Here is a 13812-nt window from a genome sequence, read left to right on the forward strand (position 1 = left end):
CCTCAGTCGTAGGCTCCTGCCCGACGCATGATCTCTTCCGCTTCCGTGGCCGCCTGATTGAGCGAGTCGGCGGGCGAAACCTGGTCGGATAGGGCTTGCTCGATGGCCGAGAACATCAAGGTGCAGACCTTTGAGAACCCGGCAAGCTTGGGCCATTCCTTGCCGTTCGCGATCGTCGTCTCGAGCTGCTGCAGCCATGTGGCCTGCGGCCCCTTCGCCGCGCCGATCACTTCCTTGGCGACGGCCTGGCTGCTTGGGAAGTTGGTGAACTGATCGAACTGCAGCCGCTGGGCGTCCGCGCCGACCGTGTATTTGATGAACTCGACGGCGGCGTCCTTGCGTCCGGATTGGCCATTGAGCGCCATGGCATGGGAGATCGCGCATGAAATCGCTGCTTTGTCCCGCACATAGGGAGCTGTCGACCATTTGCCGACGATGCGCGAGGTTTCCGGATTGGACAGGGTGGCGAAGGCGCCTGGCCAATCGAAAGTGGCGTAGACGGTGCCGGACGAGAATTCGGTCGAGTTCTCGTTCCATTGATAGCCGACGGCGTCGGAAGGCACGATCTTATGCTTCTGGATGAGATCGCGATAGAAGGTGAGCGCCTTGATGCCGGCTTCGGAATTGAACGCCGGCTTGTTTGCCTGGTCGACCCAGTCCCCGCCGGCCTGCCAGAGCAGGTCGCTGAAGGTGCGCTGAGCGGGATCGCCCTGCCCCAGGACGACAAGGCCATAGTGACCGTTGCCGGTGAGTTTCAGACCGACTTCGACGAGGTCGTCCCAAGTCTCGGCCGGCTTCAGGCCCTTTTCCTGGTAGATATCGCTGCGGTAATACTGGACTCGCGCATCCATGTTGCGCGGAATCGCCGCCAGATTTCCGGTCTTGGGATCGCGCAGATATTTGACCGCGACGGGATAGAATTCCGCCAGTTCGGCGTCGCTGAAATAGCTGTTCAGTGGCGCGAAATGATTGAAGTAGGAGTCTATCTGCGCCGTGTGGGTGCTGTAGACGTCGTACTGGCTCGAGCGTGCCGCGCTCAACGTGACCACCTTCGCCGTCAAAGGGGTGAATTCCAGCAGATCGTAGCGAACCTTGATGCCGGTCTTGGCGGTGAAATCCTGAACGATCTTTTCCCAATATTTGGGGTAGAGCGGGCCGCCGGTGATCAGCAATGCGGTGATTTCGTTCGCCTGAGCCCTGGCGATCCATGGCGCGGCAAGCGAGCCGGCTGTCACTGCCGCGCTCGCGGCCAGGAATTTGCGTCTCGATAAGTTTCCGGACATCACAATCTCCTCCTTGGTTTGATTGGTCGGCCCATCCACGGAAGGCGGACCTCAGCCTCGGCAAATCCATGGCGGCCTGCTCCTCCCGCCGCGGGATTGCCTGGATTGGTTCCCGGACGACGCTTGCGGGCTCACCGGGCGATTGGGCACCTATGCTCCAACACGCCCGACGCGGTTGCGGAGGCGTATCGATCATGATCTCGGATGACGGCAACCGGGCGCGGCGGCTGTACACCGCTCGATCCGCCCTTTCCGCCGGCCGGGTTATAGGCTAGTGAGCAAATATGAGATAAGTTGACTGCATATCTATCTATCAGCCTATAAGCTTATCAGACAAGTGGATGTTAATGATGGATACCGTTGAGGTCAAGCTTCAAACTTTGCCCAAGCAGGTGGCTGGCGTGCTTGCGCGTCGCATCGCCGGCAGTGGTGTTGCGGGCGGCCTGGGACCGTCGGAGCAGCAGATCCTCCAGGAATTCGGGGTCTCGCGCGCGGTCGCGCGGGAGGCGCTGAAGATCCTGGCGTCGCTGGATATGATCGAGATCGCGCAGGGCCGGCGCGTGGTGCTGCGCCCGGCCGAAGAGTGGGATTATCTCAGCCCATTGCTCATCGACTGGCTGCCGCACGAGCAGATGCGCGAGATCCTGGCCGAAGCGCATGCGACGCGAATAATCATCGAACCGGCCATCGCCGCCATCGCGGCCAAGCACATGACCAAGGAAAAGCTCGAGCGTCTTGGCACCTTGCTGGCGGCGATGTCTGCAAGCGAGGACAATCCGGACGCCTATCTGAAGCTCGACCTGGATTTTCACATGGAGATTTGCCGGGCGGCGCGGAACAGGATCCTCGACCGCTTCATGTATTCGTCCCGGTGGTGGCAGATGGCGAGCAGGCGCATCAGCAATCAGATGCCCCATGCGCTTCCCTCCGCAACTGAAATGCACAGGGCGATATACGAGGCGCTCGTGGCGCGCGATGAAAAGCGAGCGGAAGAAGCGATGCGCCGACACCTCAAGAAGACCACCGCCGTCGGCCTGCCGCGGTGAAGGAGCGGCGCAGCCGGCATTTGCGCTGGCCGCGCCGCAGCGTGCCGGGAGGACACAGCTTGAGCTAGGCTCTTTTCGCTTGTTGTTCCTGGCGTTGGCGTGCGCGGAAACCGAACATGTCGCCCTTGTCCTTGATTTCTGCCCAGACCGGTGCGGTTATCCTGTCGATGGCGGCAATGTCCGCGTCGGAAATCCTCCAGCCGGCACTCTCGACATTTTCTTCCAGTTCCGTGACGGTGCGCGCGCCGACCAGTGGCGAACTGACACCTGGCCTGCTGGTGAGCCACTGGATGGCAAGCTGCGGAACCGTCTTGCCGTAGCGCGCAGCGATCGGTTTGAGGAGGTCGACGGCGGCCACAGCCCGCTCATAGGTGCCCGGTTGGAAGAGCACCGTCGTGCGCCGCTCATCGCCCTCGACGAATTTGGTGTCGGGCGACAGCGTGCCGGTAAGCAGTCCCTGGGCCAGACCGCTATAGGGCATGACACCGATATTGTGCTTGCGGCAATATGGCAGCGTCTCGGTTTCAACCTCGCGCCATAGCATGTTGTAGGGCGGCTGGAGCACGTCGATGACCCCGTGCTGACGGGCGCTGTCCATGTCGGCGACGCTGAAATTCGAGACGCCGACTGCCTTGACGCGCCCTGACGAGCGCAGCCGCTCCATCATCTCCATGGTCGGCCCGATCGGAAAATCCGAGTTCGGCCAGTGGACGAAATAGACGTCGACATAGTCCGTCTGCATGCGCTTCAGCGAACCGTCGAGCGCCGCCTCGATCGCGGCGGGTTCAAGATGATTGGGCGCGACCTTGGTCGCGATGACAGCCTTGTCGCGGCGACCAGACAGCGCCTCGCCGACGACTTCCTCGGCATGGCCGTGTCCATAGGCCTCTGCCGTGTCGATCAGCGTGACGCCAAGCTCCAGGGCGCGTCTGATCACACGGATCGATTCCTTGTCGTCGGCCGCACCCCAAAAGGCGCCGGACATGCCCCAGGTTCCCAGGCCGACCTCCGATACCTTCACCGGAGACGATCCGAGCTGTCGCTGTTGCATTCTGTTCCTCCCGATTGGCGGCGTGAATGGGTCAGGCCTCGCTGCAGCCAATTTATACGCTTATATACTCGTCTAACAAGTTATTTCTTTAGATTCGTGATTCCTGATCGAAAATCGCGAATTCATTAAATAATTCAATGTTTGTGGGTACCGCAAAGGCCCGTTCATGCAAAACCTTTCAAAGGGGGTTTACGGCTCGACATTCAATCTTGTATGCTTATTAGACAAGTTCGTTCTTAAGCAAAATTCCGCGCCTGTAAGCGCGGCGCCATTACGGGGAGAAGGATCCTATGAAGATCGTGGACATCAAGACGGCCGTCGTTGCCTACCACGGCAAAGCGACCTTGATCCGGATCGACACGGACGCCGGGATCTCAGGTTACGGCGAAGCCAATCCGGATGCCGGCGCCGCGGCCATCGTGGGGCTCATCTCGGAGCTGAAGCCGGAACTGATCGGCGAGGATCCGCGCAATGTGGAATATTGCTGGGACAAGATCCGTCGCGACCATGTGTTTTCCGGCGCCCAGGCCGGCGTCTTCCTGATCGCCCTGACCGGACTGGAAATGGCGCTGTGGGATGTGGCTGCGAAGGCCGCCGGACAGCCCCTCTATCGCATGTTCGGCGGCAAGTTCCGCGATCGCATTCGCCTTTACGCCGATTGCGGCGACGGCGATGACGAATCCGGCTCGCCGCAAGGCTGCGTGGCGCGGGCGCGGCGCATGGTGGAGGAAGGTTTCACGGCGCTGAAATTCGATATCGACAACCTTCGCCATCCAGCCAAGTTCGACGTTGTAAACCACACCATCAACGGCGCAGAGCTGCGCTTCATGATTGAGCGCGTGGCGGCGGTGCGCGAGGCGGTCGGCCCCGACATCGATCTCTGCATCGACCTGCACGCACGCTACGACGCGCTCAGCGCCAGCCGCATAGCGGCCGAAATGGAGCGCTTCAACCTTCTATGGCTGGAGGAGCCGATCCCGGCGGAAAACGTCGAGGCTCTGAAGCAGATCCGCATGCGGACCAAGACGCCGATCTGCGTCGGCGAAAACCTCTATCTGCGCTGGGGCTTCCGCGAGCTGTTCCAGAATTACGGGGCCGACGTCGTCATGCCCGACGTGCCGAAATGCGGCGGCCTGGCGGAGAGCCGCAAGATCGCGAATCTGGCCGAGATGTATTATGTGCCGTTCGCGCCGCATCTGGTGTCGACGCCGCTGGGCACAATGGCGACATGCCATGTCTGCGCCAGCGTGCCGAACTTCCTGGTTCTGGAATGGCATGCGCTCGAGGAACGGGAAGCGTGGGACGGCTATGTCCGCTTGCCGAACGGCGCGAAGTCCATCGTCGAGGACGGCCACATCGTGGTGCCCGATGTGCCCGGCATCGGCGTCGAACTCGACATGGACGGCATCCGCAGGCACGCCGTTCCTGGTTTCGCCATTTTTGAGTAGCGGATCGCGAGGCGTTGCCGGCCGGATGCCGCTATTCGACCAGAAGAATCCATCGTGAGGAAGCCATGGGCAAGCGGATCGTTTTCACCGGCGGCAGCGGCAAGATCGGCCGCCACGTCATTCCCTATCTGCTGAAACGCGGGCATCAGGTCCTCAATCTCGACCTGGCGCCGCTCGATGTGCCGGGTGTCGACACCGTCATCACCAACCTCGCCGACGCCGGCGAAACCTACAATGCGCTGACGCTGCATTTCGGCTTCGGCGAGTATTTCGGCGGAAAGGGCCGCGGCCCTGTCGATGTCGTTGTCCATTTCGCGGCGCTGCCGCGCATATTCCTGCGACCAGATAACGCCATGTTCGCCGCCAACGTGCAGTCGACCTACAATGTGATCGAGGCCGCGACCAAGCTGGGCATCCGCAAGATCATCACTGCTTCCAGCGAAACGGTCTATGGCGTCTGCTTTGCCGAGGGTGAGCGCGATTTCACCTCGTTTCCGGTGGATGAGGATTACGACGCCGATCCGACGGACAGCTATGGCCTTTCCAAGGTGCTGGGTGAAAAGATAGCGCGGTCTTTCGCCTCCCGCACAGGGGCCGATATTTACGCGCTGCGGATCGGCGGTGTCGTCGAGCCGCAGGACTATGCCCGCTTCCCGGATTTCCTGGCCGACCCTTCGAAAAGACGGCGCGACGGCTGGACCTATATGGACGCGCGCGACCTTGGCCAGATCGTCAATCTGTGCATTGAGAAAAACGGCTTGGGGTTCCAGGTGTTCAATGCCGTCAACGACAACATCGTGTCTGATCTGCCGACGGCGGAATTTCTCAACAAGCATGCGCCGGGCATACCGGTCACACGGGCGATGGAAGCGTTCGAAGGACCAATCTCAAATCGAAAGCTGCGCGACGTCCTTGGCTTCCGGCAAGAGCATGACTGGCGGGCTCAGCGATCTGCTTGACACCCTGACGGCGACCCGATGCATGTCGCCGAAAGGTAGGTGACGAGCAAGGTTCAGTCGAAGAAGCCCGTATCCTCTTCCTTGAGATGCTTCCGGGCTGCTTCGGCATCGATATCGAGGCCGAGCCCCGGCGCTTCCAGCAGGTCCACCATGCTGTCCTTCACGATCTGCTTCGGCAGGCCGATGACAATGTCCTCCCACCAGGGGTCGGAGGCGCTCGGATATTCGAAGGCGATGTAGTTGGCGGGCAAGGTGGCGCAGACATTGATCAGCGCGCCGAGGCCGAGCAGGCCGTTCGCCGTGCCGTGCGGCGCCATCAGGATCGAGTGCATATAGGCGTGCTCCGCGACCCATTTGAGCTCGGCAATGCCGCCGATATCGGCTGGATCGGGGCCGATGACACGCACCGCCTGCATCTCGATCAGCTCCTTGAAATTGTGCCGCAGGTAGATCTGCTCGCCGGTATGGATCGGCGTCGAGGTGGAAGTGGTGAGCTCGCGATAGGCCTGCGGATTGACCCACGGCACATAGTCGCCGGTCAGCATGTCCTCGAGCCACATCAAATTGTACTTCTCGACCGCGCGGGCGAACCTGATCGCATCGGGCAGCATCCAGCCGGGGCCGCAGGGCATGCCGGTCAACGAGCTGCTCGGCGGCAAGCAGCGCGACCGCATCCCGACCTTCACCTCGACCGGAGACGAGCGACGCGCTTTAGGAAGCCCGACGAGATAGAGCAGGATGGCAATTCTCGCTGGCACACTGGTGCAAGCTCGGAGATAGTGCGTTTCACCGTTTCCGCGGAACGGTGAAACGCACTAGGCTGCGAACTGCCTTCTGTCAGGCCTTGCCCACGGGCAGCGCGACGAACCGGCTCGAGTCGTCGCGGGTGATCTGCATCAGCACGGCCTTGCGGCCGGCCTTGGCGGCATCGGTCATCGCCTTGGAGACATCGTCGGCATTGCTCACCTTGGCCGAGTTGATGGCGGTGATGACATCGCCCGGCTGAATGCCCCGATCGGCAGCATCGCTGTTGGGATCCACATCGGTGACAATCAGTCCTTTGCCATCGTCTGATTTGGCGATGGTCAGGCCAAGATCGGCCAATGCGTCGACCTTGGCAGGCGCGGCCTGCTTGCCGTCATCGCTGGAGGCCTGCTTGTCGCTGGACGGCAGGGTGCCGAGATTGACCTTGATCGTCTGGCTCTTGCCATCGCGCCATACGGCAAGATCGACCGACTTGCCCGGCGCATAGGCGCCGATCGTGCGGGCGAGGTCCTTGGGCGAGGCGACATCCTTACCGTCGACCTGGGTGATGACGTCACCGGCGACGATGCCTGCCTTCTTGCCGGGAGCAGCGTCCTGAGCGTTCGAAACCAGTACGCCCTTGTCGGATTTCAGACCAAGCGATTCAGCAATTTCAGCGGTGAGCGGCTGGATCTGGACGCCGAGCCAACCTCGTTTGATGGAGCCTTCCTTCATCAGGTCTTTCACGACCAGCTTGGCGGTCGAGGCCGGGATGTCGAAGCCAATGCCGACACTACCGCCCGACGGCGAGAAGATGGCGGTGTTGATACCGATCACCTGGCCATTGAGATTGAAAGTCGGGCCACCCGAATTGCCATGATTGACCGGAGCATCGATCTGGATGAAGTCGTCATAGGGGCCGGCGCCGATGTCACGGCCGCGAGCCGAGACGATGCCGGAAGTGACGGTGCCGCCGAGGCCGAACGGGTTGCCGACGGCAACCACCCAGTCGCCGATGCGGATCTTGGAATCGTCGGCGAAGTCGACATAGGTGAACTTGTTGCCGCCATCGACCTTCAGCACGGCCAGGTCGGTGCGCGGATCGGTGCCGATCAGCTTGGCGTCGAGTTCCTTGCCGTCATTGGTGACGACGGTGAAGGACGAGCCTTCCGAGACCACGTGATTGTTGGTGACGAGATATCCGTCCTCCGAGATGAAAAAGCCTGAACCTTGCGCCACCGGGCGCGGCTTGCCGTCTCCATGTTTGAAGCCGGGCTGCTGCTGGTTGTCGGGCAGGTTGTCGAAGCCGTCCTGACCGTCGGAGCCGTCGTCGGCCGTCGGCTGGACCGTGGACTTGACCTTGACGCTGACGACTGCCGGCGAAACCTGCTCGACGACATCGGCGAAGCTCGGCATCTGCGGCGCCTGGACATGCACTGCGTCGGCCAGCACTGGCGCAGTACCGCAGACAACAGCGCCGACACCGACAGCACCTACAGCGGTCAGTGACGCTACAGCCGCCACCAGGCTCCGACGCGTCCTGGAATACGAATTGGGGACAATATTCATGGGCTCCATCCTTTTGAGTGAGATGCACTGAGCATCCTTGCTGGGATGGCTAAAAGAACCAACATTACGGCGTCATTTCCATTTCATGAAATTTTTGTCATTTTCTATCTCAGTATTAATATTCATACAGGTATCGTGCGTTTCTCGAAAATTGCGAATTTGTAACTTGTATAGTCGAGTGATGTTAAATTCTGTGACATTGAATTGGACGGATTTGCGATGTCACGAAAATCGAAATCGAGACCGGAAAAGGTGAATGTGCCTTCCGATTTATTCGGAATTTACGCTACGTTGGGTCGGGGATTGCGTGGCGGCGATTTCAGATCGAATTTCATCGCGAGCCCTCTGTATGTTGATTGCATGGCAGGCCACTTGAAGGTGGCACGCATGGCATTGAGCGCGCCTTTGTCGCCGGGACGCCAAGGGACCGCTCCAGACCGTGATTTTCCGCAGGGTGAGGACGGGGAATGATTATCGCCTAGAGGAACACTGTTGGCGCCCGCCGCGACATGCGTCATCGGCGGGGAGACATGCTGTTCAACCAGTCCCACTTGTTCCGGAAGCAAGAAATAAACGCTCGATCCACGTTTGGGATTCACGGCATATTTCAAGAAACGAGGTGCTGCCTTAACATTACTTGAATTTTATCTGGCCCGCAGCAGCAGGTCGTACGGGGGACGAAGTTTACGGAGAAACCTGTGAAGCGCATCATCGTCGCCGCGATCATCGCAAGCATGGCAGCACCCACCTGGGCAATGCCCGTCGGAGCTCTAAGGCTGTCGGTTTCCGATACGGTCACGAACGTCGACCTAAGGAGACCTCCTCGCCATCGACCGGGACATGGTGTACGGCGCCCGCACCATAGACCACCCCATCATCGGCCCTCCCGTCCCCCACGTCATCACCGGCATTCAAGGAACAATAGCGGCGCCGTCGCCGCGGGCCTCATTGGCGGAATGTTGCTCGGCGGAATGGCGGTCTCGGCTGCCCGCCAGCACAATCATAGCGCTTGGAATAACCATGTGAACTGGTGCTCACAGCGCTACCGCTCTTATCGGGTCTCGGACAATAGCTGGCAGCCCTATAATGGTCCACGCCGGCAGTGCATATCGCCCTTCTGAGCGACCTCTGGACTCCCTGGTCCTGGAGAGCCCACTGGGATTTGCTGCAACGGCTGAATTCAAACCTGCACGAGGGCACAAGCCGACCCTGGCGGAGGCCGGCAAAGCCATTGGCGTGAGCTGGCCGGAAGTGTCCCGCCTGTTCGGACGGCATTCCGCGAAGACGTTTACCGATCAGTTGAAACAGGTTCCCTGTTTCGTCCACGCCGATGCGCCAGCTGGGGGCCTATTGTGCTAAAAAATCTATCGATCGCGGCAGTTGGCACCATGATGATTGCAAGCTTCCAGTATTCCGCGTTTGGTACCTCGATCGGCGTGGGCAATCCCTATCCCGTCAGTAAATACAAATGCCAAGACGGCACGCGTCTGGCGGTGCGCCTCCTCGGTGATCGCGCTTCTGTATCCGTCAACGACGCGGCTGAAGTCGATCTGCCCTCCAAGGGGCCGGAAGGAACGACATATTCGAACGGCCAGTGGACGCTGACCATCGTACAGGGACGACTGTCGTGGGGCGTTGGCCGAGCCGCGCCGTCTCCATGCGTCGGCGGTTGAGCCCCTCACCTCGATAAAGACTATTCAGTTCGGCCGCGCACTTCATCGCAGCTTTCAAGATACCAGACAGGCGTTGGCTCCTCGTGCATTTCAGTGGTTCTGAACGCCTGCTGCCCCGGCGCGGCCGGCGGCAGGAACAATGCACCCATGGCGATCTCCATCCGTCAAACCACCGGTCAATCGCAAGAGATGCGCTTCCACAATAACACCGAAAACGCACGCGCTCAGATGGCAGTGCCTGAAATGCAAAGAATCCAAGAACTAGGCATTGTGTCTCGAAATAACGGAGCCGCCATGCAGACTTATTGACAACGTGCTTGCGTGCGCCTGATGTCGACTTCAGGTCACCAAAGAGGATGAAAGATATGCGAAGATATGCACTAGCTGCCCTGTTGGGCGCTGTGATCGGCCTTGGCATACCTCTTGCTGCTGTGTCGTCGGCCGAAGCCGTGACCGTAAACATAAATATCGGATCAAATCTTAACAACGGCCGCGCGATTACTTGCGCCCAGGGCCAGCGATTGATCCAGCGAAGGGGCTTCAGGGACGTGCGTCGCGTGGACTGCAGAGGACGGAATTTTGTTTATCACGCGCGTCGCATTGGCGGCAGCACTTTCGAGATAGTCCTGAATGCTCGCACTGGCCGCGTGGTGGACTTCCATCGCATTCGTAGATGACTCCGGCAGGAGGCAAGGGAATGGCACAGTTGTCGGAGGCTCAGCAGCCGAGACGGTCTGCATGGACGAACGCGGCGATCGGAATCATCCTTATCCTCGCAGGGGTCTTCGTGTTGGGCGATCTGGCGCTGGCGACGATCATCAGCGCGCTCGTCTTGGGTATTGCCATCATATGCGCTGGCTTTGTCGAGATTGCCCTTGCCATCTGGGCCGGCGGATGGCGCGGTTTTCTCTGGCAAACGACGCTCGGAATTCTCTACGTCATTTTTGGCTTCCTGCTTATCAGCTTGCCGGCGCTGGGATCCATGATCCTCATATGGCTGCTCGGTGTCGTGCTGATGATATCCGGGCTGGGAAGAATATCTTTGGGCCTGCGCTATCTGTCCACCGACCGATGGATGATGCTTGTCTCCGGCCTGTTCGGTCTGGCGGCTGGCTTCTTGATCCTCATCGGATGGCCATCGACCGGCGTTTGGGTGATTGGGGCGTTCGTGGGTATCGACCTGATCCTTCACGCCTGGGCTGGCTCGTTACAGGCTTGCGGTCAACGGATACTCCCCGGTGATCCAGCCATCTTCACCGTGGCCGGCGCCGCGATGGTCTTCAAGAGCGGCCGGCTTTCGCATGGGGAAGCTCGGGCGGCCCGGACGAGAGTTCGTCGCGACTGGGCCGGGCGCAACCGACGAAGCGGTCGACCACCAATGTCGAAACCACGGGATTGCCAGTCCGACAGGCGAGCAAAATGAGACGTGCTGCACACTATTCGGATTTCCGGCTCAATCTTTCACCTTCGAGGATGTGTATTACGTGCCCTTGAAGAAGTCTTAGCCTAGGAGTTCCCATGTCCGATCTGATCGTCATCGTCTATCCGAACGAGGCCAAGGCCGAAGAGGTACGTCAACGCCTCATAGGGCTTCAAAAAGAATACATCATTAAACTTGGTGACGCTGTTATTGCCACCAAGACCCAAGCGGGCGCGATAAAGCTCAATCAACTTGTGAATACGACAGCGGCAGGCGCCATATCCGGTAGCTTCTGGGGCTTGCTCATTGGTGTTCTCTTTCTCAATCCGCTTATCGGGCTTGCTGTGGGCGCCACTTCGGGAGCCCTTGGCGGCGCCTTAACGGATGTGGGTATCAACGATGCGTTCATGCGCGATCTGTCAGCCAGCATCCAGCCGGGGGACGCTGCCCTGTTCGTGCTTGCGCATCAGATGACGGCGGACAAGGTGCTCAAGGAAATCCAGGCCTTTGGCGGTGTGGTGCTTAAGACGTCGCTGGATGAGACGAAAGAGCAGGTCCTGCGCGATGCGTTGCAACGCGCGACGGCGACGGCCGACCAAGGCGCCGCCCCGACCACCTGACAGCGGTCGCCGAAACATCCAGAACCGGAAATCTGCTGGTCGGTAGGGCGATGGATGGCCAGAGAGCAGGTGGGCGATGCAAGCATGTCCGGCCTTGAGACAGCGGTCCCGCTTTTGATCGAAGCTCTCTGCGGGGCGGGCGGAGCTTTCGCCACGGCCTGGTTTTGGCGGATGGCTGCACTGGGCTGGAAATCTGTCGCGGCGGCTGGCGTCGTGGGAGGGCTGGCCCTGACACAGCTGGCCGGTCAGATTCCCGCCCTGGCAAATTTCGTCGGCAACGTGGAGAGTGCTGTCGATGCCACCGCTCGTGGTGTCGGCAGCCTCACGCCCGGCGTGCTGGTCGGTGTCGGCATTGCCGGCCTTCTTGGCGGCATCCTGTCGGTCTGTATCATCGGCCTGATCCGGAGCGTGGGATCCGGACGCCGCTAGCTAGGTGCGCGCCCAATCGCACTCCCGGCGGCCATCAAGCGTTCCGCCGATCGGCAGACCCAAGCAATTGGGCGATCCAAAGGGTCGACGACGATTGCGAGCAATATGTAACCAGCGCGATGGTGATGGGCACACCTATGAACGCGCCGAACACCCCCCAAAGAAACGACCAGAAGAAAACCGAAAACAGCACCACGAAAGGCGACATCGCCAACACGTAACCGGCAACCCGCGGCTCTATGTAGCTGCCGATGACGAACTGAATGATGTTGAGGCAGGCAAAAATCGAGACGGCGGCTTGTGGCGATCCGAACTGTGCTAGCGCATACAGGGTTGGCAGGAATGTCGCGACAAATGGCCCGATGAACGGAATATAGTTCAAGGTGAAGGCGATAACGCCCCACTCGGCAGCAAATCGTAGTCCGAAAGCCGCCGACAGCGCCCAGACCATCGAACCTGTTGCAAGGCTCATCAATGTCCGAACCAGCATGTAACGTCGCCATTTCGACGCCGTCTGACTGCTGCCATTGATCAGTGCGTCTGCCGCCTGAACACTCAACGCTGCGCGAGCGTTGCGAGCCGCCGCTTCAGCATCGAGAAGACCCAGAAGCACATAAACGACGACAACGATCCAGAACGAGATCACGGTATTCAACCTTGCGGTCACGCCCTGAGCTATCCGGACGAACCAGCCGACATTGAAATGCTCGGCCCAAGCGCCGGCCACCACGACACCGTGACCTTCCAACCACCCGGCGAGCTGACTGTAGAGCCCTTGAAAGCGGGCGCTGTCGGCGAGAACCGACCGGCCGATTCGGCCGAAGCCCCAACTGGCGATCGATGCAAAGGCGAAGAATGCCAGCACGACGACACAGACCACCATCGCTAGTGCGATCAGCTTTGGAAGAAAGCGCTGCAGGTTGCGCTGCAGCGGCCATACCAGCGCGATGAGGAAAAGAGCGCACACGACCGGCGCGAAAATTGAGGCGGCGGCCTGCAGCGCCCATATGGTGGCGATAACCGCCAGAATACAGGTAGGCGCAAAAAGCGTTCGCTTTGCCATGGTGTGGTCTGTTCCGGGCCACCTGAATGACGTTACAAACATAACTCCGACATTGGTCCGGGAACTGACTTGCCGCCCCCCGACCAATGTTCATTGGTATTGCCCAACCAGTTCGATTCATCCTGAATAGGGCTGATCTCGTGTATCGCGGCTAGCAACGTTCTCTGATGGGTCGACCGCGGTGGTCGCGAATCTTGTGGCCCCAGCGGTCACGAACCCAGCACTCGCGATGATGCCCGCGCGGTGCCGTTGCAGCGCCGACGACAGCGCCTGTACCGCCACCGACCGCCGCGCCCACAAGGGCACCTCGATTGCCGTTTGCAAGGCCGCCGATGAGCGCCCCTGTTCCGGCTCCTACCAACGCGGTGCCTGTTGTTCGCTGTTCGGCGGCAGTACAACCTGCAGCCATCAAAGCCAAAGCAGACAAAAGTATTATATTTCTCATGTTCTTATCTCCTGGATACATTTACATCTGCTCGCATACATGATGAGCATCCAGATATTTTA

The 13812-nt window shown here is 60.0% G+C and carries 15 protein-coding genes and 1 pseudogene; 9 read left to right on the plus strand and 7 right to left on the minus strand.

What is annotated here, in order from left to right; translation table 11 throughout:
- Positions 1-2: 2 nt before the first annotated feature.
- Complete coding sequence (locus RFM41_RS14975; RefSeq protein ID WP_320249826.1) at positions 3-1283, minus strand: extracellular solute-binding protein; 1281 nt, start codon at positions 1281-1283, stop codon at positions 3-5.
- 350 nt (positions 1284-1633) lie between these two features.
- Here RFM41_RS14975 and RFM41_RS14980 point away from each other — a divergent pair, with 350 nt between their 5' ends.
- Positions 1634-2329, plus strand: a complete 696-nt coding sequence (locus RFM41_RS14980) for a FadR/GntR family transcriptional regulator (RefSeq protein WP_320319272.1) — start codon at positions 1634-1636, stop codon at positions 2327-2329.
- 64 nt (positions 2330-2393) lie between these two features.
- Here RFM41_RS14980 and RFM41_RS14985 read toward each other — a convergent pair whose 3' ends face one another.
- Positions 2394-3380 (minus strand): aldo/keto reductase, encoded by a 987-nt coding sequence (locus tag RFM41_RS14985; protein ID WP_320249830.1) that lies wholly within the window; start codon positions 3378-3380, stop codon positions 2394-2396.
- Positions 3381-3670: 290 nt separating this feature from the next.
- Here RFM41_RS14985 and RFM41_RS14990 point away from each other — a divergent pair, with 290 nt between their 5' ends.
- Both RFM41_RS14990 and RFM41_RS14995 read left to right on the plus strand, forming a co-directional pair.
- Positions 3671-4828, plus strand: coding sequence for a mandelate racemase/muconate lactonizing enzyme family protein (locus RFM41_RS14990; RefSeq protein ID WP_320249832.1), 1158 nt, complete (start codon positions 3671-3673; stop codon positions 4826-4828).
- 65 nt (positions 4829-4893) lie between these two features.
- Complete coding sequence (locus RFM41_RS14995; protein ID WP_320249834.1) at positions 4894-5787, plus strand: NAD-dependent epimerase/dehydratase family protein; 894 nt, start codon at positions 4894-4896, stop codon at positions 5785-5787.
- A gap of 53 nt (positions 5788-5840) precedes the next feature.
- On the opposite strand, the pseudogene RFM41_RS15000 reads toward RFM41_RS14995, so the two are convergent.
- Together RFM41_RS15000 and RFM41_RS15005 are read right to left on the minus strand one after the other, a co-directional pair.
- A pseudogene (locus RFM41_RS15000) lies at positions 5841-6419 on the minus strand (enolase C-terminal domain-like protein); the annotation flags it as partial.
- A gap of 205 nt (positions 6420-6624) precedes the next feature.
- Positions 6625-8100, minus strand: a complete 1476-nt coding sequence (locus RFM41_RS15005) for a Do family serine endopeptidase (RefSeq protein WP_320249836.1) — start codon at positions 8098-8100, stop codon at positions 6625-6627.
- Between the two features lie 971 nt (positions 8101-9071).
- Between RFM41_RS15005 and RFM41_RS15010 the strand changes: the two genes are divergently transcribed.
- Complete coding sequence (locus RFM41_RS15010) at positions 9072-9221, plus strand: BA14K family protein (RefSeq protein WP_320250153.1); 150 nt, start codon at positions 9072-9074, stop codon at positions 9219-9221.
- 267 nt (positions 9222-9488) lie between these two features.
- On the plus strand, positions 9489-9773 hold the full coding sequence (locus RFM41_RS15015) for a hypothetical protein (protein WP_320249838.1): 285 nt from the start codon (positions 9489-9491) through the stop codon (positions 9771-9773).
- A 20-nt stretch (positions 9774-9793) separates the two neighbouring features.
- Here RFM41_RS15015 and RFM41_RS15020 read toward each other — a convergent pair whose 3' ends face one another.
- Positions 9794-9922: a hypothetical protein gene (locus RFM41_RS15020; protein ID WP_320249840.1), complete on the minus strand. Its 129-nt coding sequence runs from the start codon at positions 9920-9922 to the stop codon at positions 9794-9796.
- On the opposite strand from RFM41_RS15020, the gene RFM41_RS15025 reads away from it, so the two are divergent.
- From RFM41_RS15025 to RFM41_RS15040, 4 genes are all read left to right on the plus strand, one after another.
- The gene (locus RFM41_RS15025; protein ID WP_320249842.1) at positions 9921-10082 is read left to right on the plus strand and encodes a hypothetical protein; all 162 of its coding nucleotides are present in this window, start codon (positions 9921-9923) and stop codon (positions 10080-10082) included. The genes RFM41_RS15020 and RFM41_RS15025 overlap by 2 nt on opposite strands.
- 388 nt (positions 10083-10470) lie before the next feature.
- The gene (locus RFM41_RS15030; protein ID WP_320249844.1) at positions 10471-11196 is read left to right on the plus strand and encodes an HdeD family acid-resistance protein; all 726 of its coding nucleotides are present in this window, start codon (positions 10471-10473) and stop codon (positions 11194-11196) included.
- 95 nt (positions 11197-11291) lie between these two features.
- Positions 11292-11813, plus strand: a complete 522-nt coding sequence (locus tag RFM41_RS15035; RefSeq protein ID WP_320249846.1) for a DUF1269 domain-containing protein — start codon at positions 11292-11294, stop codon at positions 11811-11813.
- 84 nt (positions 11814-11897) lie between these two features.
- Positions 11898-12242: a hypothetical protein gene (locus RFM41_RS15040; RefSeq protein ID WP_320319273.1), complete on the plus strand. Its 345-nt coding sequence runs from the start codon at positions 11898-11900 to the stop codon at positions 12240-12242.
- Between the two features lie 34 nt (positions 12243-12276).
- Here RFM41_RS15040 and RFM41_RS15045 read toward each other — a convergent pair whose 3' ends face one another.
- Both RFM41_RS15045 and RFM41_RS34130 read right to left on the minus strand, forming a co-directional pair.
- Positions 12277-13305 carry an AI-2E family transporter gene (locus RFM41_RS15045; protein ID WP_320249849.1) on the minus strand — a complete coding sequence of 343 codons (1029 nt, stop codon included), beginning with the start codon at positions 13303-13305 and terminating at the stop codon, positions 12277-12279.
- 151 nt (positions 13306-13456) lie between these two features.
- On the minus strand, positions 13457-13771 hold the full coding sequence (locus RFM41_RS34130; RefSeq protein WP_347344039.1) for a YMGG-like glycine zipper-containing protein: 315 nt from the start codon (positions 13769-13771) through the stop codon (positions 13457-13459).
- Positions 13772-13812: the final 41 nt, after the last annotated feature.

It is taken from the genome of Mesorhizobium vachelliae (assembly GCF_033977325.1).
In the GTDB taxonomy this organism is placed as follows: domain Bacteria; phylum Pseudomonadota; class Alphaproteobacteria; order Rhizobiales; family Rhizobiaceae; genus Mesorhizobium; species Mesorhizobium vachelliae.